This window comes from Streptomyces sp. NPDC029014 (assembly GCF_055564695.1).
Map to the genome: position 1 here is coordinate 83,187 of NZ_JBVHVT010000008.1, position 24,209 is coordinate 107,395.

Consider the following 24,209-nt stretch of genomic DNA (forward strand, 5'->3'; position numbering starts at 1 on the left):
ACGACGGCTGAAACCGCGCGCCCGGAGCGGCATGATGGACCCCGTGCCGCCCACCCACCCCTTGCGCCGTACGCCGGTCCAGCAGCGCAGCGCCGAACGGCTCGCCCGGATCCTCGACGCCTGCGCCGACCTCCTGGACGAGACCGGCTACGAGAACCTCAGCACCCGGACCGTGGCCCTGCGCGCCGGCGTGCCGATCGGCTCGGTCTACCGCTTCTTCGGCAACAAGCGGGCCATGGCCATCGCCCTCGCCCACCGCAACCTGGACCGCTACACCGAGGCCATCGCGGAGCGCCTCGCCGACCTCCCCGCCGATGACTGGCGGCCGGTCGTCGACGCCGTACTGGACGAGTACCTGGCCATGAAGCGCAGCGTCCCCGGTTTCGCGCTCGTCGACTTCGGGGTGCCCGTCCCGCCCGAGGAGGGCCCCGCCGCCGACCCCAACCGGCTCGTCGCCGTACGCCTCACCGAACTCCTCGGTGCCCACCTGGGCCTCAGCCCGGACCCGGACCTGGAGCGGGCCGTCCTCGTCGCCGTCGAGGCCACCGACGCGCTGACCAAGCTGGCCTTCCGCACGGACCCGGCGGGCGATCCGGCGATCGTGACGGAAATCCGCACCATGATGCACGCCTACCTGGCCCGCGCCCTCGACTGACCGTCCGGCGTGACTTCCGGTCCGCGCGCACCTCCCCACCGTGCCAACCGGTCGGTATGCTCGTCCCGCCCGCGTGCCCGTGCCACAGCCTGACGCCCCTGGAGGGCCCATGCCCCGCACCGCCCTGCGCATCTGCCCCCTCTGCGAGGCCACCTGCGGCCTGTCCCTCACCATCGACGGCACCACCGTCACCGGCGCCCGCGGGGACCGCGACGACGTCTTCAGCCGCGGCTTCATCTGCCCCAAGGGAGCGGCCTTCGGCGCGCTCGACTCCGATCCCGACCGACTGCGCACCCCCCTCGTCCGCCGCGGCGGACGGCTCCGCGAGGCCGGCTGGGACGAGGCCTTCGAGGCCGTCGCCACCACCCTCCCGGCCCTCGTGCAGGAGCACGGGGCAGGGTCCGTGGGCGTCGTCCTCGGCAACCCGAACGTCCACACCATGGCCGGCGCCCTCTACCCGCCGCTCCTCCTCAAGTCCCTCGGCACGCGCAACCTCTTCACCGCCAGCACCCTCGACCAGATGCCCAAGCACGTCTCCAGCGGACTCCTCTTCGGCGACCCGTTCGCGATCCCGGTCCCCGACCTCGACCGCACCGACTTCCTGCTCCTGATCGGAGCCAACCCCGTCGAGTCCAACGGCTCCCTGTGCACCGCCCCCGACTTCCCGGGCCGGCTCAAGGCGCTGCGCGCCCGCGGCGGCAGCCTCGTCGTCGTCGACCCGCGCCGCACCCGCACCGCCCGCCTCGCCGACCGCCACCTCGCCCCCCGCCCCGGCAGCGACGCCCTGCTGTTGGCAGCCCTGGCGCACACGCTGCTCGCCGAGCGGCTGGCCGCCCCCGGCGCCCTCGGGGAACACCTCCTCGGCCTCGGGGAACTCGCCGACGCCCTCGGGAGTTTCACTCCTGAGGCCGTCGCCCCCGCCTGCGACCTCACGGCCACCGAGATCCGCACCCTCGCCCGCGATCTGGCGGCCGCACCCACCGCCGCCGTGTACGGGCGGATGGGCAGCTGCACCGTCGCGTACGGCACCCTCGCCAGCTGGCTCGTCGACGTACTCAACATCCTGACCGGCAACCTGGACCGGCCGGGCGGGGCCCTCTTCCCGCTCCCGGCCGCCGGCCCGCGGCCGCGCCCCGCGGGACCCGGCAAGGGCTTCGCCGTGGGCCGCTGGCACAGCCGGGTCAGCGGCCACCCCGAGGCCAAGTCCGAACTGCCCGTCGCCGCCCTGGCCGAGGAGATCGAGACGCCGGGGGAGGGCAGGATCCGGGCCCTGATCGCCATCGCCGCGAACCCGGTGCTGTCCGCCCCCGACGGGCGGCGCCTCGACGCGGCCCTGGCCGGGCTCGACTTCATGGTCAGCGTCGACCCGTACCTGAACGAGACCTCCCGCCACGCCCACGTCGTGCTGCCGCCACCGCCGCCCTCCCAGAGCGCGCACCACGACTTCGCCTTCAACGGCTTCGCCATCCGCAACCAGGCCCGCTACACCCGCCCCGCCGTCCCGCTGGAGGCAGGACTGCTCGACGAGTGCGAGATCCACGCCCGCCTCGTCCTCGCCGTCGCAGGACTGCACGGCGCCGCCGTCCCCGACGCCGCAGCCGCGGTCGACGAGCCGGTCGTCCTGGCCACGCTCGCCAAGGAGACCGCCGACCCGCACTCGCCGCTCCACGGCCAGGACCCGGCGCGCCTCGCCGGACTGCTCGTCGGGGAGAGCGGCCCCGAGCGCCGGCTCGACCTGATGCTCCGACTCGGACCGTACGGCGACCTCTTCGGCGCCCGGGGAGAGGGCGCGACCCCGGCCGTCCGGGGCGAGGTGCCGGGCGACGGGCAACCGGACGGCGAGGGGACCGGCCCGGACGGGCTGGGCCTGGAGCGACTGCTCGCGCACCCGCACGGCATCGACCTGGGCCCGCTGCGGCCCCGGCTCCCGGGCGTACTGAGGACGCGCAGCGGCAGGATCGAGCTGCTCCCCGACCCGATCGCGGCCGAGCTGCCCCGGCTGCGCGCGGCGCTCGTCGAACGCCCCGCCGCCCTGGTGCTCGTGGGCCGCCGCCACCTGCGGTCGAACAACAGCTGGTTGCACAACGTCCCGGCCCTCACCGGAGGTTCCAACCGCTGCACCCTCCAGGTGAACCCCCTGGACGCCGCCCGGATCGGGCTCACCGAGGGCGGCCGCGCCCGGATCACCGGCGGCGGCGGCAGCCTGGAGGTCCCCGTCGAGGTGACCGACACCGTCCGCACCGGCGTGGTGAGCCTCCCGCACGGCTGGGGCCACGACCGCGACGGCGCCCGCCTGTCGGTGGCCGCCGCAGCGCCCGGCGCCAACGTCAACCAGCTCCTCGACGGCACCCTGCTCGACCCGCTGTCCGGCACGGCCGTCCTCAACGGGTTCCCCGTCGAACTCACACCCCTGCCCTGAGCTGGGGTTTTGCTCGTATTGCTCACACGCGGACGTCTTGTTGGGCTCCGGAGGCGACCCCTACGTTCCCTGCATGCTGACCTTCCTCGGCTTCGCCATGATCGCCACCTTCCTGGTCCTGATCATGATGAAGAAAATGTCGCCCATCGCGGCGCTCGTCCTCATCCCCGCGCTCTTCTGCGTGTTCGCAGGCAAGGGCGCCCACCTCGGCGACTACGTCATCGACGGCGTCGGCAAACTCGCGCCGACCGCCGCCATGCTGATGTTCGCCATCGTCTACTTCGGACTGATGATCGACGTCGGCCTGTTCGACCCGATCGTGCGCGGCATCCTGCGCTTCTGCAAGGCCGACCCCATGCGCGTCGTGGTCGGGACGGCGGTCCTCGCCGCGATCGTCTCCCTCGACGGCGACGGCTCGACCACCTTCATGATCACCGTCTCCGCCATGTACCCGCTCTACAAGCGGCTCGGTCTCAGCCTCGTGGTCATGACGGGCGTCGCCGCCACCGCCAACGGCGTCATGAACACGCTGCCCTGGGGCGGCCCCACGGCACGCGCCGCCACGGCCCTCAAGCTCGACGCCGCCGACATCTTCGTACCGATGATTCCCGCCCTGGCGGTCGGCCTGCTGTGCGTGTTCGCCCTCGCATACGTCCTCGGCCTGAAGGAACGCCGCCGGGTCGGCACCCTGGCGCTCCCCGCCGACGCCGACGGGGCCGACGGCGGCGCAGCCGAGCCCGTGCAGCAGCTGGTCACCGCCGGCAAGGGATCCGTCGACGCCGGTGCCGGCGCCGGTGCCGACACCCGTGCCCACGGCGGTGCCGGTGCCGACGCCGGTTCGGGCTCCGGGTCCGCCCCCGTACCCGCGCCCGCCCCCGCGCCCGCGCCCGCGCCCGCCCCCGTACCCGCGCCCGCCCCCGCGCCCGCCCCCGCGCCCGCGCCTGGGTCTGCTTCCGGGTCCGATTCCGGCGTCACGGCCGCCGACGGGCCGCAGGACGGCGGCTTCCAGGGGCTCGACCCCCTCCGCCCGACCCTCCGCCCCCGCCTCTACTGGTTCAACGCCGGCCTCACCATCGCCCTCCTCGCCGCGATGATCACGGAGCTGCTGCCCATCCCGGTGCTGTTCCTCCTCGGTGCCGCCCTCGCCCTCACCGTCAACTTCCCGCACATGCCCGACCAGAAGGCCCGGCTCGCCGCCCACGCGGACAACGTCCTGAACGTCGCCGGCATGGTCTTCGCGGCCGCCGTCTTCACCGGCGTCCTCAGCGGTACCGGCATGGTCAAGCACATGGCCGACTGGCTCGTCGACGCCGTCCCCGAAGGCATGGGCCCGCACATGGCCCTGGTCACCGGCCTGCTCAGCCTGCCGCTCACCTACTTCATGTCCAACGACGGCTTCTACTTCGGCGTCCTGCCCGTGCTCGCCGAGGCCGGCGCCGCCCACGGCGTCTCCCCGCTGGAGATCGCCCGCGCATCCCTCGTCGGCCAGGCCCTGCACATGTCCAGCCCGCTGGTTCCGGCCGTCTACGTCCTCGTCGGCATGGCCGGGGTCGAGTTCGGCGACCACACCCGCTTCACCGTGAAGTGGGCGGCGCTCACCTCCCTCGTCGTCCTCGCGGCGGGGATGCTTTTCGGCATCATCTGACCGGGCCCGAGGCGGGCGCCCCGAAAACTACCGCCGCTCGTTTGTAGGCTGTCCGCACGGGGTCAGGTCTACGCGCTCGTGCGTGCTCGGGAGGAATGCCATGAAGGCCCACGACGGGATGTACATCGCCGGCGAATGGCGGCCCGCCGCCGGTCGCGACCGGATCGAGGTCGTCAACCCCGCCGACGAGCAGAGCATCGGCGGGGTCCCGGCCGGCACCGCCGTCGACGTGGACGCGGCCGTACGCGCGGCCCGCGCGGCCCTGCCAGGCTGGGCGGCCACGCCCCCGGCCGAGCGCGCGGCCCTGGTCGGGGCCGTGCGCGACGTCATGGTCGCCCGCAAGGCCGAGTTCACCGAGATCATCACCGCGGAGCTCGGCGCGCCGGTCGGCTTCTCCGAGACGGTCCACGTCGGGGCGCCGATCGCCGTCGCCTCCTCCTTCGCCGAACTGGGGGCCTCGTACGCCTTCGAGGAGCGGATCGGGAACTCGACCGTGCTGCTGGAGCCGGTCGGAGTGGTCGGGGCCATCACGCCCTGGAACTACCCCCTGCACCAGATCGTTGCCAAGGTGGCGCCTGCTCTTGCCGCCGGCTGCACCCTCGTCCTCAAGCCGGCCGAGGACACCCCGCTGACCGCACAGCTCTTCGCCGAAGCCGTGCACCAGGCGGGCATCCCGGCCGGGGTGTTCAACCTGGTGACCGGGACCGGTCCGGTCGCCGGGCAGGCGCTGGCCGCACACGAAGGGGTCGACATGGTCTCCTTCACCGGCTCCACCGCGGTCGGTAAGCAGATCGGCGCCGTGGCCGGTGCCGCCGTCAAGCGCGTCGCCCTCGAACTCGGCGGCAAGTCGGCCAACGTCATCCTGCCCGGGGCCGACCTGGCCAAGGCCGTCGCGGCGGGCGTGGGCCACGTCATGAACAACTCCGGCCAGAGCTGCAACGCGCTCACGCGCATGCTCGTCCACCGCGACCAGTACGAGGACGCGGTCTCGCTCGCGGCCGCAGCCGTCGCCACGTACCCCTGCGGCGACCCCCAGCAGCCGGGCACCCGCCTCGGCCCGGTGGTCAACGCCACGCAGCGCGACCGCGTGCGCGGATACATCACCAAGGGCGTCGAGGAGGGCGCCCGCCTCGTCGCCGGCGGCCCGGACGCCCCGCACGAGCGCGGCTACTACATCGCCCCGACCGTCTTCGCCGACGTCACGCCCGAGATGACCATCGCCCAGGAGGAGATCTTCGGCCCCGTGCTGTCGATCCTCCCGTACGAGGACCAGGACGACGCCCTGCGCATCGCCAACGGCACGGTGTACGGTCTCGGCGGCGCCGTCTGGGCGGCCGACGAGGAGACCGCGGTGGCCTTCGCGCGGCGCATGGACACCGGACAGGTGGACATCAACGGCGGCCGCTTCAACCGGCTCGCGCCCTTCGGCGGCTACAAGCAGTCGGGCGTCGGGCGGGAGCTCGGCCCGCACGGTCTGGCGGAGTACCTCCAGACCAAGTCGCTGCAGTTCTGACCCGCCCGCGCGGCCCGCCGCCGGCCCCGCCCCGCCCCCCGTCCTGCACCGCCCCGCCCCCGAGTCCGAGAGACGGAATCGACCATGGTCCGCGCCGCCATCCTGCCCGCCGTCGGAGCCCCGCTGGAGATACGGGAGATCGTGCTGCCCGATCCCGGCCCGGGGCAGGTCCGGGTGAGGCTCGCCGCAGCAGGGGTCTGCCACTCGGACCTCTCCCTCACCAACGGCACCATGAAGGTCCCCGTCCCCGCCGTCCTCGGCCACGAGGGGGCGGGCACGGTCCTCGCCGTGGGGGAGGGGGTCACCCATGTCGCTCCCGGCGACGGCGTGGTGCTCAACTGGTCCCCGTCCTGCGGGAAGTGCCACCACTGCTCCATCGGCGAGGTCTGGCTCTGCGCGAAGGCCCTCACCGGGGTCGGCGCCGTCCACGCCCACGACGCCGACGGCACGCCGCTGCACCCGGGGCTCAACGTGGCCGCGTTCGCCGAGGAGACCGTCGTCGCGGCCAACTGCGTGCTGCCCGCGCCCGCCGGCATCCCGCTCGCCGAGGCCGCCCTGCTCGGCTGTGCGGTGCTCACCGGATACGGCGCCGTCCACCACAGCGCCCGGGTGCGCTCCGGCGAGTCCGTCGCCGTCTTCGGGGTGGGCGGGGTCGGCCTCGCCGCCCTGCAGGCCGCGCGGATCGCCGGGGCGGGCCCGATCGTGGCCGTGGACGTCTCCCCGGCCAAGGAAGAGCTGGCCCGCGCGGCCGGAGCCACCGCCTTCGTCCTCGCCTCCGACACCACCGCCAAGGAGATCCGCGGGCTCACCGGCGGGCAGGGCGCGGACGTCGCAGTGGAGTGCGTCGGCCGGGCCGAGTCCATCCGCGGGGCCTGGGAGTGCACCCGCCGCGGCGGCCGCACCACCGTCGTCGGTATCGGCGGCAAGGAGCAGCAGGTCGCCTTCCACGCCCTGGAGATGTTCCACTTCGCCCGCACGCTCACCGGCTGCGTCTACGGGAACAGCGACCCGGCCCGCGACCTGCCCGTGCTGGCCGAGCACGTCCGCGCCGGCCGCCTGGACCTGGGTTCGATGGTCACCGACCGGATCGCCCTCGACGGCATCCCCGGTGCCTTCGACGCGATGCTGGCCGGCAAGGGCGGCCGCTCCCTCGTCGTGTTCTAGACCCACCGGCCCACCGGCCCACCGGCCCGCCAGCGTTCTGGCCCGGTCGCGCGTCAGTCGTCCTGCCGCGCGGCCACGGCCAGGGCCTCGAACTGCAGCGCCAGGCCGTCCAGCAGGGCGGTCAGGCCCGTTTCGAACGCGCCCTCGTCCACCTCGCGCTGCCGCTCGGCCAGCAGATGGGCCCGGCCCAGGTGCGGATAGTCCGCCGGGTCGTAGGCGGCCTCGTCGTCCACGAAGCCCCGGGCGAAGGACCCCACCGCCGAGCCCAGGATGAAGTACCGCATCAGCGCGCCGATCCGGGTCGCCTGCGCCGGCGGCCATCCGGCTGCCGTCATCGCCCCGAACACCGCGTCCGCCAGCCGCAGTCCCGCCGGGCGCCGCCCCGGGCCGCGCGCCAGCACCGGCACGATGTTGGGGTGGTCGGCCAGCGCGTCCCGGTAGGAGTGCGCCCAGGCGCGCAGTGCCTCCCGCCAGTCCCGGCCGCCCCCCGCCACGTCATCGAACACCGACAGGTCGACCCGTGCGCTCACCGCGTCCGCCACCGCGTCCAGGATCTCGTCCTTGGTGCGGAAGTGGTTGTAGAGGGAGGGGCCGCTGACCCCCAGCGCGGCCGCCAGCCGCCGCGTCGAGACCGCCTCCAGCCCTTCCGCGTCCACCAGCGCGCCCGCCGCCTCGACGATGAGGTCTCGGCTGAGCAGGGGCTTGCGCGGTCTGGCCATGCGCCACATAGTAGGGCCTGCCCACCCGAAACTACCGCTGCTAGTTAAAGCCGTCGGGACCTGCCGCCCCCGTGCAGCCGCCCGCCCACTCCCCGGAGGTGCCCGGTGAACCTTGAACTCAGCGAGGAGCAGACCGCGGTGCGCCGCCTCGCCCGCGAGTTCACCGAGCGCGAGGTGGCCCCGTACGCCGCCGACTGGGACCGCGCCGAGAGCGTGGACCGGGCCGTCGTGAAGAAGCTCGGCGACCTCGGCTTCCTCGGCCTCACCGTCCCCGAGGAGTACGGCGGCTCCGGCGGCGACCACCTCGCCTACGCGCTCGTCACCGAGGAGCTCGGCCGCGGCGACTCCGCCGTGCGCGGCATCGTCTCCGTCTCCCTCGGCCTGGTCGCCAAGACCCTCGCCGCCTGGGGGACCGAGGAGCAGAAGCGCGCCTGGCTGCCCCGCCTCTGCTCCGGCGAGGCGCTCGGCTGCTTCGGTCTCACCGAGCCCGGCACCGGCTCCGACGCCGCCGCCCTGACCACCCGCGCCGAGCGCGAGGGGGACGTGTACGTCCTGACCGGCACCAAGATATTCATCACCAACGGCACCTGGGCCGACCTCGCCCTCGTCTTCGCCCGCACCGGCGAGCAGCCCGGGCACCGCGGGATCTCCACCTTCCTCGTCCCCACCGACGCCCCCGGCTTCACCCGCCACGAGATCCACGGCAAGCTCGGCCTGCGCGGCCAGGCCACCGCCGAACTCGTCCTCGACCGGGTCCGCGTACCGGCCTCCGCGATGCTCGGCCCGGAGGGCAAGGGCTTCTCGGTGGCCATGTCCGCCCTCGCCAAGGGGCGGATGTCGGTCGCCGCCGGGTGCGTGGGCATCGCGCAGGCGGCGCTGGACGCGGCCGTCTCGTACGCGGCCGGGCGCGAGCAGTTCGGCCGGCCCATCGCCCACCACCAGCTCGTCCAGGAGCTGATCGCCGACATCTCGGTGGACGTGGACGCGGCCCGCCTGCTGACCTGGCGGGTGGCCGACCTGATCGACCGCGGGAAGCCCTTCGCCACGGAGGCGTCCACCGCCAAGCTGTTCGCCTCCGAGGCCGCCGTCCGCGCCGCGAGCAACGCCCTCCAGGTGCACGGCGGTTACGGCTACATCGACGAGTACCCGGCGGGCAAGCTGCTGCGCGACGCCCGCGTGATGACCCTGTACGAGGGCACCAGCCAGATACAGAAGCTGCTGATCGGCCGCGCCCGCACCGGCGTCTCCGCCTTCTGAGGCCGGCCCGGCCCGCCCCGCCCCGCCATGCCATGCCCGCGTTCCCGCAAGGCGCTAAGCGCTTGCTCACCCTCCGGTAAGGTATTCCTTCCGACGGTGACGAGAAGGTGGGCGAGCGATGGACAGCGCGGCGGAGACGACGGGCGGCTACCGGCCCTGGTCGGAGGTCACCCCCGACGCCGCGCGGCGGCTGCTGATCGCCGCCGTCGAGGCGTTCGCCGAGCGCGGGTACCACGCCACGACCACCCGTGACATCGCCGGACGGGCGGGCATGAGCCCGGCCGCGCTCTACATCCACTACAAGACCAAGGAAGAGCTGCTCCACCGGATCAGCCGGATCGGCCACGACAAGGCCCTCGACATCCTGGAGACCGCCGCCTCCGGCCCGGGCTCCGCGGCCGACCGGCTCGGGGCGGCCGTACGGTCCTTCGTGCTGTGGCACGCGGCGCACCACACCACCGCCCGCGTGGTCCAGTACGAGCTGGAGGCCCTGGCACCGGAGCACCGCTCCGAGATCGTGGCGCTGCGCAGGCAGAGCGACGCCGTCGTGCGCCGCATCCTCACCGACGGTGTCGCGGCGGGGGAGTTCCAGGTCCCGGACGTCCCCGGCACCACGCTCGCCGTGCTGTCCCTGTGCATCGACGTGGCCCGCTGGTTCAACACCGCCGGCCGGCGCACGCCGGAGGAGGTCGGCGAGCTCTATGCCGGCCTCGTCCTGCGCATGGTGGGCGCGACGCCCGGTCAGGAGTAGTCGCGGCGCCCGGTCAGAAGTAGTACCGCGACACCGACTGGGCCACGCACACCGGCTTGTCGCCGCCCTCGCGCTCGATCGTGACCGTCGCCGCGACCTGTACGCCGCCACCCGCCTCCGTGACGTCGGTGATCACGGCGGTGGCCCGCAGTCGCGAGCCGACCGGGACCGGCGCCGGGAAGCGGACCTTGTCCGTCCCGTAGTTGATGCCCATCCGCATGCCCTCGACCCGCATGACCTGCGGGACGAGGCTCGGCAGCAGCGACAGCGTCAGATAGCCGTGCGCGATCGTGGAGCCGAAGGGTCCGGAGGCGGCCCGCTCGGGGTCCACGTGGATCCACTGGTGGTCGCCCGTGGCGTCGGCGAACAGGTCGATCCGCTTCTGGTCCACCTCCAGCCATCCGCTGGGGCCCAGCGTCCGGCCGATGCCGGCGCGCAGTTCCTCGGCGGACGTGAAGACCTTCGGCTCGGCCATGCCCTGCCCTCTTCCTCTACCAGGCGAATAAGCGCTTGCTCAGCATGCGGGGGCCGCATGTATATGTCAACGGATCCCGGGTGGGCCGACTACCCTCGGCCTCGTGCCGCAGATTCCCGAGAAAGTCCACGAACTCACCGTCGGCCAGCTGTCCGCGCGCAGCGGCGCGGCCGTCTCCGCGCTCCACTTCTACGAGACCAAGGGCCTGATCAGCAGCCGCCGCACCGCCGGCAACCAGCGCCGCTACAGCCGCGACGCGCTGCGCCGGGTGGCCTTCGTACGCGCAGCGCAGCGCGTCGGGATCCCCCTCGCCGCGATCCGCGACGCCCTCGCCGAACTGCCCGAGGAGCGCACCCCCACCAAGGAGGACTGGGCCCGGCTCTCCGACATGTGGCGCAGCGAGCTCGAACAGCGCATCACGCAGCTGGAGCGGCTGCGCGACCACCTCACCGACTGCATCGGCTGCGGCTGCCTGTCCCTGAAGACCTGCGCCCTGTCCAACCCGGACGACGTCTTCGGCGAACGGCTCACCGGCTCCCGGCTGTAGCACCCTCACCACCGGAAAGCGCCGTCACCACCGGTCGTCCCCGCACCGCCCCGGCCACCTCGTGCGCCGCCGCCACCAGCGCGGCGTTCGAGCCGGCCGGCCGCCCGTCGGGCAACCGCAGTACGTCGCCCAGGCCGATCCGCGCATCCGCGCCGCAGCGCACGGCCAGCCGCAGGGCCGGCCAGGCCGCGGTCTCCCGCCCGTACACCAGCAGCGGCCCCACCACCGGCCGGCGCAGCGCGGCCACCAGGCCCGCCACCACGGCCGGATCGGCCGCCGCGGGCACCACCGCCAGCTCCACCGCGGGCCGGACCCGTGCGCGGCCCGCCGGTTCCGGAGCCCGCGAGGCGAGGAACCGCGCCAGCGACCCGAACCCCGCCGCCCCGATCGCGCAGCCCGTCGCGCCCTCCTCCGGCGCGCCGGACAGCGCGACCACCGCGTCCACCGCCACACCCCGGGCCAGCAGCAGCCGGGCCAGCTCCGCCGCCCCCGGCTCCGCGAAGTGCACGGCGGCCCGGTCCGGGAGCACCGTCCAGGACCGGACCCGCTCCAGCCGCCCGGCCGGATCGGGCTCGGCGGCGATGCTCGCGCACACCGACAGCGGTACGGAGACCCCCGCGCCCCGCAACGCCTCCAGCAGCGGCCCCACCACCCGCGGCGACAGGCTCTCCCGCCCGCACGGCGTCCGCGGGTGCACCAGCACCTCCACGGCCCCGGCGGCGACCGCCCCGAGCGTCGACTCCGCCAGGTCCCCGGGCGACAGTGGCACGGCGGCGCCCTCGGCGGCGCCGCGCGCGCCGTTCAGCGACACCTGCAAGCGCAGGCTCACGCAGCCCCGGCCGAAGCCGACACCGACGGCCGCATCCCGTCCTCCGGGGACTCCCAGGCCGAGTCCGCGAGCGCCGGCCTGGGCACCACGATCCCGCAGCCCGCGCAGAGCGGGCCGTCCCAGGCCCACGCTCCCTCCCACGGTCCGTGCCCCGCCCGGCTCCCGGCCCGCTGCTGTCGCTGCCCGGCCCCGGATCCCGCGGCACGCCCCGAACCGGTTCCGTGTCCCGCCGCGCGTCCCGGCCCGGGCCCCCGTCTGGGTCCCGGCACCGGTGCGGGCCAGTGCAGCTCCTGCTCACCGCAGACCGGGCAGCCCGTCCCCGGCTCCGATTCCAGGGCCGTGACCAGCCGGCGCAGCACGTCGGCCAGGGTGCCGTCCGGCCGCACCCCCGGGTCGGCGCAGCGGACCACGGCGTCGCCGCTGCCGTTCCACGCCCACTCCGGCCGGCGCAGCCCGTGGTGCTTCTCGCGCCGTCGCCGCTCCGCGAACTGCCGCTCGTAGTCGAGCCAGACCGCCCGCGCCTCCTCCAGCTCCTCCAGCGCGGCCACCAGCCGCTGCGGGTCCGCCCCCCGGTCCTCGGGGGCGATCCCGTGCCGGTCGCACAGGTGCCACCACGTCGCCCGGTGCCCGTACGGTGCGAACCGCTCCAGGCAGCGGCGCAGCGAATGGCGCCGCAGGGCACGGTCGTTGCGCGCATCCCGCACCTGGTAGGCCAGACTCCGGAAACCTGCCATCACACCTTCACCTCCGCCTCGCGCGCCCAAGTCCACACCGCGGCGCCGCGCTCGGTCGCACGACGACGCACCGTGAGATGTGCCCAACATGCCCGGTCGGGTGCGGGCGCATGCGGGGGCGGTCGAGGCGTACGGGTGGCACATGGCCGGAACTCAGCGCCCCATGCGCCCCGCGGACACCACGACCCGGGCCAGCTCCGGGTGGCAGATGTCACTGTGCGCCCCCGCGGGCGGACCGCCTCGGCGCACCACGGACGCGGTGTCCACGCTGACGCAACCGGCCGCCGGGACGCCGTCGCGCAGCGCCTGGTCCAGGGTCAGCCGCGGTACGTCCGGCACCGCCTGCACCCCGTCGTACCCGACCGCGCCCCAACGCTCGTCGAAGCCGAGCAGACCGGCCGAATCCCCTGCCATCCGGGAGGCCAGCGGGTAGAAGACCCCGAGCGCCGAGTCGTGTGCGGAATGGCACGCCACGACCGGCCCGTCGACCCGGTGCTGCAGGCCGCGCAGGGCGCCGCCGCGGTCGCGGTCGTGCGGGAGCCGGTCGGTGAACGCGTAGTGCGAGAAGGCTCCTTGGAGCAGCGTCACGGACTTCACGTACCCGGCGCCGGCCGGCACCGCGCGCAGCGCGAAGGACACCAGCCGGGCCCCGAAGCTGTGGCCGATCAGATGGACGCGCAGGCCCGGCCGCCGCCCGGCCAGCTCCGCGAGGAAGGGACCGAGGCCGCGCTCGCCGACGACCCCGGCGCGCTTCTTCATCTGGTAGTACGTGGCCTGCCGCAGCAGTTCCTTGGCGCCGCGCCACAGCCCGCGCGGGACGTCGCCGAGGGCGAACCCGGGCCCGGCGGGGTCCTCGGCCGCATGGTCCTCCCCCGCGGGGCCGCCCGCCTCGGCGAACCCGGCGGCGAGCGCACGACACGCCGAGCGCACGTCCTCGGCGAATATGGCGGGAACCTCCCGTGAGCCGGAACCGGCACCGGAACCGGCACCCGCACCCGCACCGGCCAGCTCCCGTACCAGCGTGCCGAACTCGGTGAGGGCCTCCGCCTCGCCGGGACGCTCCCGCAGCAGTTCGGCGATGCGGTCCAGCTCCGCACCCCGCCCCGGCCAGAACGCCCCGAGCGCTTCCCGGGTGGCGGGGTCCAGGGCCGTCCCGTCGCCGGGCTCGGCGAGCGCCGCGGGGGAGTCGAAGTCCGGAACGGGCTCGTCGGAGAACCGGATCGAGGGCCAGACGACACCCACGTACCCCAGCCGCACCCCCGGCCCCACCAGCCCCGGGAAGGGGGCGAAGAACCGGTCGTACAGGCGGGTCGAAGTGGACCGTTCGCTGTTCCAGCCGTGCGCGAAGACCAGGAGGTCCGTGGCCTCCAGGGCCGCCACCGCCCGCAGGGCGGCCCCGTCCGCGTCGCCCTCGGCGTCGAAGTTCAGCTCTGCATAAGGGCCGACCCCGATCCCGACCGCACCCGCCGTTCCGACCGCACCCGCTGTTCCGACCGTTCTCGCCGCCATGGGTTCCCCCTCCGCGCCGCGCCCACCGGTGCCGTGCCCGCCGTGCCGTGGCGTACAGCATCCTGCTGCGGCCCCCACCCGGCCAGACCCTTGCGCCCACCGGATGCGGCGCCCCCCCGTGGCAGCGCCTAGGGGTACAGCAGGTACCGCTCCCGCACCTCCGTGAACCGCTCCAGCCCCGCCGCCCAGTCGGCCGCGATCTCCTCGACGCCCGCCTCCGCGTCCACCAGCCGCCGGACCCGGTCCGAGCCGGTCAGCCGGTCGATCCAGTGGTCCGACCGCCAGGCGAAGCCGCTCCACGTCCGGCGCGCCGTCACCAGCAGCCCGATCCCCGCCCGGACCGGATCGAAGGCCTCCCGGTCGTGCACGATCAGCCGGACCCCGCCGCACACCTTCCCGACGTGTTTGGAGAAGGTCGGCGTGAAGTACGCCTCCCGGAACCACACGCCCGGCAGCCCCAGCGCGTCGGCCGCCTCCGCCCACCGCCGGTCGATGCCCTCCGCGCCCAGCACCTCGAAGGGCGTCGCCGTCCCGCGCCCCTCCGACAGGTTGGTGCCCTCGAACAGGCAGGTGCCGGCGTACGCGAGCGCCGTGTCCGGGGTCGGCATGTTCGGGCTGGGCGGCACCCACGGCAGTCGGGTCCCGTCGAAGAAGCAGTCCCGCCGCCAACCGGTCATCGGTACGGTCTGCAGGCGGACCGGAGCCGCCGTCAGGAACTCCCCGTTGAACAGCAGAGCCAGCTCGGCCGCCGTCATCCCGTGCGCCAGCGCGATCGGCTCCCGGCCGACGAAGCTCGCGTACGCCCGCTCCAGCACGGGTCCGGCGGCCCGACGCCCGCCCATCGGGTTGGGCCGGTCCAGCACGACGACGGCCTTGCCGGCCAGCGCGGCCGCCCGCATGCAGTCGTAGAGGGTCCAGATGTAGGTGTAGAAGCGCGCCCCCACGTCCTGGATGTCGAAGACCACGGTGTCGACGCCGGCCGCCGTGAACACGTCCGCCAGCTGCTGCCCGCTCTTGCCGTACGTGTCGTACACCGCCAGCCCCGTCGCCGGATCCCGGCCGGCCCCCTCCGAGCCGCCGGCCTGCGCCGTTCCGCGGAAGCCGTGCTCGGGCCCGAACACCGCGACCAGGCGGACCCGCGCGTCGGCGTGCAGGACGTCGACCAGGTGGCGGGCGTCGGCGGTGATCCCGGTGGGGTTGGTGACCACCCCGACCCGCTGTCCGTCGAGTACGGCGTACCCGTCCGCGGCCATCACCTCGAAGCCCGTGCGCACCCGGTCCGCCGCGTGCGCCGTGCGTGGTGCGCCCGCCGCGGTCGCCCGTCCGGCCCCGAGTGCCCCCGCAGCCCCCAGGGCGCCGGCCGCGCTCGCCTTCCCCGCCAGTCCCATCAGCCCCCGTCGCGACAGCGACAGCCTCAGCGTCATCCCGCCACGCTAGGCCCCGGCCCTCTTCCTACCCGACATACCGACCGGTTAGTCTGCCGGGCGTCCGGCGCCGGCGGCACCGAACACACCGACATCCTCAGGAAGGTGATCCCGTGAGCGCGAGCGCACGCCCGTACCAGGACCAGCGAGTCGTCGTCACCGGCGCGGGCGGCGGCATCGGTGCCGCCCTCGCCCGCCGCTTCGCCGCCGAGGGCGCGACCGTCGTCGTCAACGACCTCGACGCGGCCAAGGCCGCCGCGGTGGCCGGCACGATCGGCGCCCGTGCGATCGCGCTCCCCGGCGACGCCTCCACCGTCGCCGCCGAGGCCCGCGAGGCCCTCGGCGGCGAGGTGGACGTCTACTGCGCGAACGCGGGACTCGCCTCCGGTGGCGACGCGTTCGTCGATGAGGCCGTGTGGGAGGCGGCCTGGGACACCAACGTCATGGCGCACGTCCGGGCCGTCCGCCTGCTGCTCCCGCACTGGCTGGAGCGCGGAAGCGGACGCTTCGTGTCCACCGTCTCGGCCGCCGGGCTGCTCACCATGATCGGAGCGGCCCCGTACAGTGTCACCAAGCACGGTGCGCTCGCCTTCGCGGAGTGGCTCTCGCTGACCTACCGCCACCGCGGCATCCGGGTCCACGCCATCTGCCCGCAAGGGGTCCGCACCGACATGCTGACGGCCGCGGGCTCCGCGGGCGAACTCGTCCTCGCACCGACCGCGGTCGAGCCGGAGGCGGTGGCGGACGCACTGTTCGACGGTATGGAGAAGGGCCGGTTCTTGATCCTCCCGCACCCCGAGGTGGCGGACTTCCACATCGCGCGCGCCACCGACCCCGATCGCTGGCTGAACGGCATGAACCACCTCCAGCAGAAGTGGGAGAGCAGGTGACCCCGCCGTCGAGCCCGGCGCCACCCCCGCCCCCACCCTCGCCCTCACCCGCGTCCCCCTCCCCGTCCCCGTCCCCGCCTCCGGTCCCGGACTCCCCGTACGCGGCCAAGCCGTGGCTGAACCTCCTCAGCCCGGCCCAACGCGCCCCCGTGGACGCCCCGCCGAGCGTGCTGCACGCCTTCCGGGCGGCCGTCGCCCGCGCCCCCGGGCGGACCGCGCTCGCCTACTTCGACGGCCGCACCAGCTACGCGCGGGCGGACGCGCTCTCCGACTCGGTCGCCGGACACCTCGCCGCGCACGGCATCGGCCACGGCGACCGGGTGGCCGTCCTGCTGCAGAACACCCCGCACTTCGCGCTGGCCGTCCTCGCCGCCTGGAAGGCCGGGGCCGTCGTCGTCCCCCTCAACCCCATGTACAAGGAGGCCGAGGCCCGGCACGTCCTGCGCGACTCCGGTGCCGCCGCGCTGATCTGCGACGACCGCGCCTGGTCGGCGCACCTGCGCGGCGCCGCCGCCGGGACCGCCGTGCGGACCACGCTGACCGCCTCCGAGCTGGACTTCCAGACCCGCGACGACGTACGCGTCCTGCGGCCCGGGCGGCAGCCACAGGCCCCCGACGCCGCCGACTTCGCCGCTGTCGCCCACGGGGGCCACCCGGCCCCGCCCGACCCCGGGCTCACCGCCACCGACACCGCGCTCATCAGCTACACCTCCGGCACCAGCGGCACCCCCAAGGGGGCTATGAACCCGCACGGCGCGCTCACCCACAACGCCCGGCGGCAGGTCAGCGGCCACCCGATCGCCGAGGGCTCGGGCTACTTCGCCCTCGCGCCGCTCTTCCACATCACCGGCATGGTCTGCGAACTCGCCGCCTGCTTCCTCAACGCCGGCACCCTCGTCCTCGCCCACCGCTTCGACGCGGGCACCGTCCTCGACGCCTTCCTCGAACACCGGCCCGCCTACACCATCGGCCCCGCCACCGCCTTCATGGCCCTGGCCGCCCATCCCGCCGCCACCCCGGACCACTTCGCCTCGTTCCGGGTGACCTCGTCCGGCGGCGCCCCCCTCCCGCCGGCGCTGGTCGCACGACTGCGCACCGCCTACGGCCTCCACCTGCGCAACGGATACGGCCTCACCGAGTCCACCGCCGCCGTCGCCTCCGTCCCCGCGCACCTCGAAGCGCCCGTCGACCAGGCCTCCGGCACCCTGGCGGTCGGCCTGCCCGGCGCCGACACCGCCGTCCGGATCCTCGACGACCGGGGCGCCGAGGTGCCCCTCGGCGAGACCGGGGAGATCGCCGTCCGCGGCCCGCAGGTCGCGTCCGGCTACTGGGGCCTGCCGGAGCAGACGGACCGCGCTTTCCCGGAGGGCGAACTGCGCACCGGGGACGTCGGGTTCATGGACCGGGACGGCTGGCTCTACGTCGTCGACCGCAAGAAGGACATGATCAACGCCGCCGGCTTCAAGGTCTGGCCGCGCGAGGTCGAGGACGTCCTCTACACCCATCCCGCCGTCCGCGAGGCCGCCGTCGTCGGCGTCCCCGACCCGTACCGCGGGGAGACCGTGAAGGCGTACGTGAGCCTGCGTCCCGGCTTCTCGGTCGGGCCCGCGGAGCTCGCCGCGCACTGCGCCGCCCGCATGGCCGCGTACAAGTACCCGCGCCAGGTGGAGGTCCTGCCCGTCCTGCCGAAGACGACGAGTGGCAAGATCCTGCGACGAGAACTGCGCGACCGTGGCTGAAAACAGTCGGACGGTCGTACAGTCGGCCGCACCGGCCACACGGGCCGCACCGGCCACGGAGGCCGCACCGGCCGCGGAACAGAAAGGGAGGGCCAGCGCCATGGCTGCCAGGACGACGGAGCCCGAGGGCACCCACGAGACCCCGGTGCCGCAGCGGCTGCTGGCCGTGGCCACGCGCCTCTTCGCCGAGCGCGGCTACGACCGCACCTCCGTCCAGGAGATCGTCGAGGCGGCCGGGGTCACCAAGGGCGCCCTCTACCACTACTTCGGTTCCAAGGACGACCTGCTGCACGAGGTGTACGCGCGGATGCTGCGCCTCCAGCAGCAGCGCCTCGACGCGGTGGCCGATTCCGACGCCCCCGTCGAGGAGCGGCTGCGCGCCGCCGCGGCCGATGTCGTGGTCACCACCATCGAGAACCTCGACGACGCGATGATCTTCTTCCGGTCGATGCACCAGCTCAGCCCGGAGAAGTACAAGCTGGTGCGGGCGGAGCGGCGGCGCTACCACGAACGCTTCCGCGCCCTGATCGAAGAGGGCCAGCGCAGCGGCGTGTTCTCCACCGCCACCCCCGCCGACCTGGTGGTGGACTACCACTTCGGCTCCGTCCACCACCTGTCCACCTGGTACAGGGCGGACGGCCCGCTCACCCCGCAGCAGGTCGCCGACCACCTCGCCGACCTCCTGCTGCGCGCCCTCCGCCCGTAGGACGGCCCTACGAGCCGGCCCCGCCGGGTCAGCGGTACCGCTTCAGCTCCCGGTGCGCCAGCGAGCGCTGGTGCACCTCGTCCGGCCCGTCCGCGAGCCGCAGCGTCCGCGCCGCCGCCCACAGCTCGGCGAGCGGGAAGTCCTGGCTCACCCCGCCCGCACCGTGCAGCTGCACCGCGTCGTCCAGGATGCGCACCACGGCCCGCGGGGTGGCGATCTTGATGGCCTGGATCTCGGTGTGCGCCCCGCGGTTGCCGACCGTGTCCATCAGCCAGGCCGTCTTCAGCACCAGCAGCCGCAGCTGCTCCACCGTGACCCGGGCGTCCGCGATCCAGTTCTGCACGACGCCCTGCGCGGCCAGCTCCTTGCCGAAGGCCGTACGTCCCACCGCACGCCGGCACATCAGCTCGATCGCCCGCTCCGCCATGCCGATCAGCCGCATGCAGTGGTGGATCCGGCCGGGGCCCAGCCGGGCCTGGGCGATCGCGAAGCCCCCGCCCTCCTCGCCGATCAGGTTCGCGGCCGGCACCCGCGCCCCGTCGAAGACCACCTCGGCGTGTCCGCCGTGGTCGTGGTCCTCGTACCCGTACACGGTCATCGCCCGGCGGACCTCGACACCCGGGGTGTCGCGAGGCACCAGGACCATCGACTGCTGGCGGCGCGGATCCGCCCCGTCCGGGTCGGTCTTGCCCATCACGATGAACACCCGGCAGTCCGGGTTCATCGCGCCCGAGATGAACCACTTGCGCCCGGTCACCACGTACGCGTCCCCGCTCGCGGAGCGCTCGATCCGGGTCTCGATGTTGGTGGCGTCCGAGGAGGCCACCTCGGGCTCCGTCATCGCGAACGCGGAACGGACCTCCCCCTCCAGCAGCGGCTCCAGCCACTGCTTGCGCTGCTGCTCGCTGCCGAACTGGGCGAGCAGCTCCATGTTCCCGGTGTCCGGGGCGGCGCAGTTCGTCGCCGTCGGGGCCAGGTGCGGGCTGCGGCCGGTGATCTCGGCGAGCGGGGCGTACTGCAGGTTGGTCAGGCCGGCGCCGTAGCGCGCGTCGGGCAGGAAGAGGTTCCACAGGCCGCGGCGGCGCGCCTCGGCCTTCAGCTCCGCGAACACGGCCGGGGTGTCCCAGGGCGAGGCCAGCCGCGCGCGCTGCTCGGCGGCGACGGGCTCCGCCGGGTACACGTACTCCTCCATGAACGCGAGGAGCCGCTCGCGGAGTTCCTCGGTCCGGGCGTCGAATGCGAAATCCATGGCGGGGTGCCTCAGCCTTCCTGGAGGGTGTGCAGACCGTGCTCGATGAAGACCGGGACCAGTTCGCCGATCCGGTCGAAGCCCTCGCCCACCGTCTGCCCGAGGGTCCAGCGGTAGTGGATGCCCTCCAGGATCACGGCGAGCTTGAACCAGGCGAAGGCCGTGTACCAGGCGATCGCCCCGGTGTCCCGGCCGGAGCGGGCGGCGTACCGCTCGATCAGCTCGGCCGGCGCCGGGTGGCCCGGCGCGGCGCTCGTCGTGCTGACGGGCGAGTCGGTGAGCCCCAGGTCGGAGCTGTACATCACCAGCAGCCCGAGGTCGGTCAGCGGGTCGCCGAGGGTGGACATCTCCCAGTCCAGCACCGCCCGGACGGTGTCCTCCGGCCCGCCGACCAGTACGTTGTCGAGCCGGTAGTCCCCGTGCACGACCGTGGCGGCGGGGGAGGGGGGCAGGGACCGGCCGAGCGCCCCGTGCAGCTCGTCGATGCCGGCGAGGTCCCGGCCGCGGGAGGCCGCGAGCTGCTTGGCCCAGCGGCGCAGCTGCCGGTCCAGGAAGCCCTCGGGTCGGCCGAAGTCGCCGAGGCCGACCTCCTGCGGGTCCACCGCGTGCAGCTCGACCAGGGTGTCCACCAGGCCCAGCACCACCCGCCGGGTGCGCTCGGGCCCCAGCGCGGCCAGCTTCCCGGCGGTGCGGTACGGCACCCCGTCCACGAACTCCATGACGTAGAACGGCGCCCCGAGCACCGACTCGTCCTCGCACAGCAGGAGGGGCTCGGGCACCGGGACGGCCGTGCCGTGCAGTGCCTCGATGACCCGGTGCTCGCGGCGCATGTCGTGCGCCGTGGCCAGGACGTGCCCGAGCGGCGGGCGGCGCACCACCCAGCGGGCGGCCCCCTCGGTGATCTCGTACGTGAGGTTCGACCGGCCGCCTTCGATCAGCCGGCCGCGCAGCGGCCCGGCCAGGAGCCCCGGGCGCACGCGGTCCAGATGGCCGCGCAGCCGCTCCAGGTCGAGGCCCCGGGGGTCGCCGGCCGGGGCGGGGGCTGAGGTCATGGTGCACACCTCCGTACGGAAGTTGACGGTGACGGAGGCCATCATGCCGACCAGTCGGTATGTCGTCCAGTGCGCGCGCCCCCGGACACGGGCCGGGAGCCCGCGCCCAGGGTCCCGCGCCCGGGTCCCGGGCCCCTGGCTCAGGCGTGGCAGAGGATGGGCTGCCCGCCGTTCATCACCGTCATGTCCCGCAGCACCGCCGCGATGTCCAGCGGCGCGCCCTCCGGTCGGCCCGCCAGCTCCGCGTACGCCCGGTGCAGGTTCGCCACCAGCCGCTCGCTCTCCCGCCAGGCCGCGAACTCCCCGAGGTCCGCCGCCCGCGCCACCTCAAGCGGCTCCAGCCCCTTGGCCTCGCCCTCCCGGGCGAGCTCGGCCACGTACCGCAGGTAGCGCTCGGTGGAGTCGTACGCCGAGGGGTCGGTCAGCGGCCCGTGGCCCGGGACGACGGTCTCCGCGTCCAGGGAGCGCAGCAGCTCCAGCGCCCGCAGCGAACCGGCCAGCGAGCCCATCGCCAGGAACGGGGTGCCCCCGGAGAAGATCAGGTCGCCGGTGAAGACGACCCGCTGCCGGGGCAACCAGACGATCGAGTCCCCGGTCGTGTGCGCCACGCCCGGGTGGACGACCTGCACTTCGGTGGCGCCGAGGTGCAGGGTCATCCGGTCGTTGTACGTGAGGTCGGGCGGGGTGATGTCGATCGCGCCGAAGTCGGTCGCCGGCCAGATCATCTCCAACTGGTGCCCGGCGGCGAGCTGCTCGGCGCGGGCGCTGTCGTGCCCGACGATCAGGGCCTCCGGGGCGAACACGCCGTTGCCGTACGTGTGGTCGCCGTGGTGGTGGGTGTTGACGACGGTCCGCGGCAGTGGCACCCCGGCCGCGGCGACCGCCTCGCGCAGGGCCAGCGCCCTGCGCTCGGTGGCGGCGGTGTCGACGAGCAGCGTCCGTCCGCCGTCGCTGACGAAGCCGGCGTTGTTGAGGCACCAGCCGCCGTCCGGCTGGACGTAGGCGTACACCCCGTCCGCGGGCTGGACGACGTAGGGCTGCTCGGCGGTCATCTGCGCTCTCCCCGGGTTGCTGCGACAGTGATCGGCATCCTGCCAGCCCGGGCCGCTACCGCGGGAGAGGGGGCGGGTCAGTGGTCGTCGTAGTGGCCGTCGTGAGCGGCGTGCCGGTGACCGTCGTGCAGGTAGTCCAGGTGGTCGCCGTGCCGGACGGAGTCGTGGCCGCAGCCCTCGCCGTGCGCGTGCGCGTGGCCCTCGTGCCGGGTGTGGGCGGTCGTCTCGCACTCGTCCCAGTGGCCGTCGTGTTCGCGGTGCAGGTGGCCGTCGTGGGCGTAGTCCACGTGGTCGCCGTGCGCGACCTGCATGTGCCCGCAGTCGGGGCCGTGCGCGTGGTCGTGCTCGTGCTCGTGCGTGGTGTGTTCCTGGTGCAGGATCGTCATGGCGCAGAGGCTAGTGCGCTATCTCCCGGTTTGCCCGTTGCGTACCGGGTGGCGGGGACAGGTCACACGATCCGACGATCGGTTCGGCCGATGAACGCCCGGCTGCTCGGCGGGTGACCGGCCCACAGCTCAGAGGACGACCGCCACCGCGAACACCGCCAGCGCCACCGCGCACCCCACCGCCGCCAACGCGGCCCGCGGCCCGAGCGCCGCCGGCCGGACCACCGCCAGCTCCCGGATCCGCCGGTGCGCGACCCACAGGAACAGCAACCACACGAGCGCGATCACCGCGGCCCCGGCCAGCTCCGTCGAGCCGCCCGAGCCGCGCAGCGCCTGCCGCAGCGCCAGCACCGCCACCACCGAGCAGGCCAGCGTCGTACGCCGCCAGGCCAGCCGGGTCCGCTCCGGCTGGAGCCCCGCGTCGCGGCCGTCGGCGGTCGCGGACGGACCCGTCACCGCGTCACCCCCTGTCCGTCCAGCCGAGCAGCACGACCACCACCATCGCCGCGGCGACCAGCCCCACCCCCAGGCCCAGCAGCACCGGGAACCGGGACAACGGCAGGTCCTCGCCGCGCCGCATGGCCCGCTCGCAGCGCGCCCAGTGGTTCACCGCCCGCAGCGCGCAGGCCGCGCCCACCCCCAGCAGGGCCAGGGCCATCCCGACGCGCACGCCCCAGCGCAGGTCCGGCAGGAACTGGTCCACCGCGAAACCACCGGCCACCAGGGCGAGGGAGGTGCGGATCCAGGCCAGGAAGGTCCGCTCGTTGGCCAGGGAGAAGCGGTAGTCGGGCGTCTCGCCCTCGTCCTGCAGCCGCCGCGGAGCGAACCAGAGCCGGAGGTCCTTGCCGAAGTCGATCACCCGGCCAATCTACGTCCCGGCCTGCGTCCCGGTCTGCTTCCGGGCCGCACGGAAGGCCCGCAGCCGCCGGTACGCCTCCAGCCCGTCCGGTACGAAGGACCACTCGCCGCCGTCGACCCGGGCCGCCAGCTCCTCCTCGGACAGCCAGGCGTGCCAGGCCACCTCGGACTCCTGCGGCCGCACCGGCAGCGCGCAGCGCACCTCGTGCACGTACGACCACCACGCCCCGCCCGGACCCTCGTACAGGAACTTGAACAGCGGTTCCGGCCGTGCCAGCCCGGACACCCCCAGCTCCTCCTCGGCCTCCCGCTGCGCGGCGGAGGCGTAGTCCTCGCCGGCGCCCAGCACCCCGCCCACGAACATGTCGTAGTGCGACGGGAACACCAGCTTCGACGCGGTCCGCCGGTGCACGAACACCCGCCCCGCCGCATCCGTGGCCAGCACGAACACGCACCGGTGGATCAGCCCGCGCGCGTACACCTCGCCCCGCGGCGCCCGCCCGGTCACCCGGTCCTCGCGGTCCACCACGTCCAGCACTTCATCAGCAGCACTCACGGGTTCATCCAACCACCGCCATTGACGGGTTACCGCTCCGTAGCCAAGGATCTGCCCCACCAGCGACCGGAGGACGACTT

General features: G+C 74.3%; 24 protein-coding genes. 11 read left to right on the forward strand and 13 right to left on the reverse strand.

Annotated elements, in window-relative coordinates; translation table 11 throughout:
- Positions 1–34: 34 nt before the first annotated feature.
- The 5 genes from ACZ4VL_RS06540 (at position 35) to ACZ4VL_RS06560 (ending at position 7,396) form a co-directional block, all read left to right on the forward strand.
- A complete protein-coding gene (locus ACZ4VL_RS06540; protein ID WP_468196711.1) occupies positions 35–655 on the forward strand; it encodes a TetR/AcrR family transcriptional regulator in 621 nt (206 codons plus the stop codon).
- A gap of 109 nt (positions 656–764) precedes the next feature.
- Positions 765–3,074: a molybdopterin-dependent oxidoreductase gene (locus ACZ4VL_RS06545; RefSeq protein WP_468196594.1), complete on the forward strand. Its 2,310-nt coding sequence runs from the start codon at positions 765–767 to the stop codon at positions 3,072–3,074.
- Positions 3,075–3,147: 73 nt separating this feature from the next.
- A complete protein-coding gene (locus ACZ4VL_RS06550) occupies positions 3,148–4,719 on the forward strand; it encodes a CitMHS family transporter (RefSeq protein WP_468196597.1) in 1,572 nt (523 codons plus the stop codon).
- A 100-nt stretch (positions 4,720–4,819) separates the two neighbouring features.
- A complete protein-coding gene (locus ACZ4VL_RS06555) occupies positions 4,820–6,232 on the forward strand; it encodes an aldehyde dehydrogenase family protein (protein WP_468196599.1) in 1,413 nt (470 codons plus the stop codon).
- A gap of 84 nt (positions 6,233–6,316) precedes the next feature.
- Positions 6,317–7,396, forward strand: coding sequence for a Zn-dependent alcohol dehydrogenase (locus tag ACZ4VL_RS06560; protein ID WP_468196601.1), 1,080 nt, complete (start codon positions 6,317–6,319; stop codon positions 7,394–7,396).
- 53 nt (positions 7,397–7,449) lie between these two features.
- Here the strand turns inward: ACZ4VL_RS06560 and ACZ4VL_RS06565 are convergent, their stop codons facing one another.
- Positions 7,450–8,115, reverse strand: a complete 666-nt coding sequence (locus ACZ4VL_RS06565) for a TetR/AcrR family transcriptional regulator (RefSeq protein WP_468196603.1) — start codon at positions 8,113–8,115, stop codon at positions 7,450–7,452.
- Positions 8,116–8,220: 105 nt separating this feature from the next.
- On the opposite strand from ACZ4VL_RS06565, the gene ACZ4VL_RS06570 reads away from it, so the two are divergent.
- Entirely contained in the window at positions 8,221–9,372 is a 1,152-nt protein-coding gene (locus tag ACZ4VL_RS06570; RefSeq protein ID WP_468196605.1) for an acyl-CoA dehydrogenase family protein, read from the forward strand.
- A gap of 118 nt (positions 9,373–9,490) precedes the next feature.
- Complete coding sequence (locus ACZ4VL_RS06575; protein WP_468196607.1) at positions 9,491–10,123, forward strand: TetR/AcrR family transcriptional regulator; 633 nt, start codon at positions 9,491–9,493, stop codon at positions 10,121–10,123.
- Between the two features lie 13 nt (positions 10,124–10,136).
- On the opposite strand, the gene ACZ4VL_RS06580 is transcribed toward ACZ4VL_RS06575, so the two are convergent.
- Positions 10,137–10,598 (reverse strand): MaoC family dehydratase, encoded by a 462-nt coding sequence (locus ACZ4VL_RS06580; protein ID WP_468196609.1) that lies wholly within the window; start codon positions 10,596–10,598, stop codon positions 10,137–10,139.
- A 103-nt stretch (positions 10,599–10,701) separates the two neighbouring features.
- On the opposite strand from ACZ4VL_RS06580, the gene soxR reads away from it, so the two are divergent.
- Positions 10,702–11,145 carry a redox-sensitive transcriptional activator SoxR gene (gene soxR, locus ACZ4VL_RS06585; RefSeq protein ID WP_404241570.1) on the forward strand — a complete coding sequence of 148 codons (444 nt, stop codon included), beginning with the start codon at positions 10,702–10,704 and terminating at the stop codon, positions 11,143–11,145.
- Here the strand turns inward: soxR and ACZ4VL_RS06590 are convergent.
- From ACZ4VL_RS06590 to ACZ4VL_RS06605, 4 genes are all read right to left on the reverse strand, one after another.
- A complete protein-coding gene (locus tag ACZ4VL_RS06590; RefSeq protein WP_468196613.1) occupies positions 11,126–11,974 on the reverse strand; it encodes a 3-keto-5-aminohexanoate cleavage protein in 849 nt (282 codons plus the stop codon). The two genes, soxR and ACZ4VL_RS06590, sit on opposite strands and share 20 nt — an antisense overlap.
- Positions 11,971–12,708 (reverse strand): hypothetical protein, encoded by a 738-nt coding sequence (locus tag ACZ4VL_RS06595; RefSeq protein ID WP_468196615.1) that lies wholly within the window; start codon positions 12,706–12,708, stop codon positions 11,971–11,973. The genes ACZ4VL_RS06590 and ACZ4VL_RS06595 overlap by 4 nt, the downstream gene beginning before the upstream one ends.
- A gap of 153 nt (positions 12,709–12,861) precedes the next feature.
- Positions 12,862–14,217 (reverse strand): serine-threonine protein kinase, encoded by a 1,356-nt coding sequence (locus ACZ4VL_RS06600; RefSeq protein ID WP_468196617.1) that lies wholly within the window; start codon positions 14,215–14,217, stop codon positions 12,862–12,864.
- Positions 14,218–14,345: 128 nt separating this feature from the next.
- Positions 14,346–15,629, reverse strand: a complete 1,284-nt coding sequence (locus ACZ4VL_RS06605) for an exo-beta-N-acetylmuramidase NamZ family protein (protein WP_468196713.1) — start codon at positions 15,627–15,629, stop codon at positions 14,346–14,348.
- Positions 15,630–15,754: 125 nt separating this feature from the next.
- Here ACZ4VL_RS06605 and ACZ4VL_RS06610 point away from each other — a divergent pair, with 125 nt between their 5' ends.
- The 3 genes from ACZ4VL_RS06610 (at position 15,755) to ACZ4VL_RS06620 (ending at position 18,976) form a co-directional block, all read left to right on the forward strand.
- Positions 15,755–16,531, forward strand: a complete 777-nt coding sequence (locus ACZ4VL_RS06610) for an SDR family oxidoreductase (protein ID WP_468196619.1) — start codon at positions 15,755–15,757, stop codon at positions 16,529–16,531.
- A gap of 149 nt (positions 16,532–16,680) precedes the next feature.
- Positions 16,681–18,270, forward strand: coding sequence for an AMP-binding protein (locus ACZ4VL_RS06615; RefSeq protein ID WP_468196622.1), 1,590 nt, complete (start codon positions 16,681–16,683; stop codon positions 18,268–18,270).
- 100 nt (positions 18,271–18,370) lie between these two features.
- Entirely contained in the window at positions 18,371–18,976 is a 606-nt protein-coding gene (locus ACZ4VL_RS06620; protein WP_468196624.1) for a TetR/AcrR family transcriptional regulator, read from the forward strand.
- A 28-nt stretch (positions 18,977–19,004) separates the two neighbouring features.
- Here ACZ4VL_RS06620 and ACZ4VL_RS06625 read toward each other — a convergent pair whose 3' ends face one another.
- The 7 genes from ACZ4VL_RS06625 to ACZ4VL_RS06655 form a co-directional block, all read right to left on the reverse strand.
- Positions 19,005–20,225 (reverse strand): acyl-CoA dehydrogenase family protein, encoded by a 1,221-nt coding sequence (locus ACZ4VL_RS06625; protein ID WP_404241564.1) that lies wholly within the window; start codon positions 20,223–20,225, stop codon positions 19,005–19,007.
- Between the two features lie 11 nt (positions 20,226–20,236).
- Positions 20,237–21,277, reverse strand: a complete 1,041-nt coding sequence (locus tag ACZ4VL_RS06630) for a phosphotransferase family protein (protein ID WP_468196626.1) — start codon at positions 21,275–21,277, stop codon at positions 20,237–20,239.
- A gap of 140 nt (positions 21,278–21,417) precedes the next feature.
- Positions 21,418–22,329, reverse strand: coding sequence for an MBL fold metallo-hydrolase (locus ACZ4VL_RS06635; RefSeq protein ID WP_468196629.1), 912 nt, complete (start codon positions 22,327–22,329; stop codon positions 21,418–21,420).
- A gap of 77 nt (positions 22,330–22,406) precedes the next feature.
- Entirely contained in the window at positions 22,407–22,715 is a 309-nt protein-coding gene (locus ACZ4VL_RS06640) for a hypothetical protein (RefSeq protein WP_468196631.1), read from the reverse strand.
- Positions 22,716–22,844: 129 nt separating this feature from the next.
- The gene (locus tag ACZ4VL_RS06645; protein ID WP_468196633.1) at positions 22,845–23,171 is read right to left on the reverse strand and encodes a DUF202 domain-containing protein; all 327 of its coding nucleotides are present in this window, start codon (positions 23,169–23,171) and stop codon (positions 22,845–22,847) included.
- Between the two features lie 4 nt (positions 23,172–23,175).
- Positions 23,176–23,574, reverse strand: coding sequence for a YidH family protein (locus tag ACZ4VL_RS06650; RefSeq protein ID WP_468196635.1), 399 nt, complete (start codon positions 23,572–23,574; stop codon positions 23,176–23,178).
- Between the two features lie 9 nt (positions 23,575–23,583).
- Positions 23,584–24,129, reverse strand: coding sequence for an NUDIX hydrolase (locus ACZ4VL_RS06655; protein ID WP_468196637.1), 546 nt, complete (start codon positions 24,127–24,129; stop codon positions 23,584–23,586).
- Between the last annotated feature and the right edge of the window lie 80 nt (positions 24,130–24,209).

Bases quoted from the DNA above. Each gene is read 5' to 3' on its own strand.
- ACZ4VL_RS06540 (WP_468196711.1), top strand. From the start codon at position 35: ATGGACCCCGTGCCGCCCACCCACCCCTTGCGCCGTACGCCGGTCCAG.
- ACZ4VL_RS06545 (WP_468196594.1), top strand. From the start codon at position 765: ATGCCCCGCACCGCCCTGCGCATCTGCCCCCTCTGCGAGGCCACCTGC.
- ACZ4VL_RS06550 (WP_468196597.1), top strand. From the start codon at position 3,148: ATGCTGACCTTCCTCGGCTTCGCCATGATCGCCACCTTCCTGGTCCTG.
- ACZ4VL_RS06555 (WP_468196599.1), top strand. From the start codon at position 4,820: ATGAAGGCCCACGACGGGATGTACATCGCCGGCGAATGGCGGCCCGCC.
- ACZ4VL_RS06560 (WP_468196601.1), top strand. From the start codon at position 6,317: ATGGTCCGCGCCGCCATCCTGCCCGCCGTCGGAGCCCCGCTGGAGATA.
- ACZ4VL_RS06565 (WP_468196603.1), bottom strand. From the start codon at position 8,115: ATGGCCAGACCGCGCAAGCCCCTGCTCAGCCGAGACCTCATCGTCGAG.
- ACZ4VL_RS06575 (WP_468196607.1), top strand. From the start codon at position 9,491: ATGGACAGCGCGGCGGAGACGACGGGCGGCTACCGGCCCTGGTCGGAG.
- ACZ4VL_RS06580 (WP_468196609.1), bottom strand. From the start codon at position 10,598: ATGGCCGAGCCGAAGGTCTTCACGTCCGCCGAGGAACTGCGCGCCGGC.
- ACZ4VL_RS06595 (WP_468196615.1), bottom strand. From the start codon at position 12,708: ATGGCAGGTTTCCGGAGTCTGGCCTACCAGGTGCGGGATGCGCGCAAC.
- ACZ4VL_RS06600 (WP_468196617.1), bottom strand. From the start codon at position 14,217: ATGGCGGCGAGAACGGTCGGAACAGCGGGTGCGGTCGGAACGGCGGGT.
- ACZ4VL_RS06620 (WP_468196624.1), top strand. From the start codon at position 18,371: ATGGCTGCCAGGACGACGGAGCCCGAGGGCACCCACGAGACCCCGGTG.
- ACZ4VL_RS06625 (WP_404241564.1), bottom strand. From the start codon at position 20,225: ATGGATTTCGCATTCGACGCCCGGACCGAGGAACTCCGCGAGCGGCTC.
- ACZ4VL_RS06630 (WP_468196626.1), bottom strand. From the start codon at position 21,277: ATGACCTCAGCCCCCGCCCCGGCCGGCGACCCCCGGGGCCTCGACCTG.
- ACZ4VL_RS06635 (WP_468196629.1), bottom strand. From the start codon at position 22,329: ATGACCGCCGAGCAGCCCTACGTCGTCCAGCCCGCGGACGGGGTGTAC.
- ACZ4VL_RS06640 (WP_468196631.1), bottom strand. From the start codon at position 22,715: ATGACGATCCTGCACCAGGAACACACCACGCACGAGCACGAGCACGAC.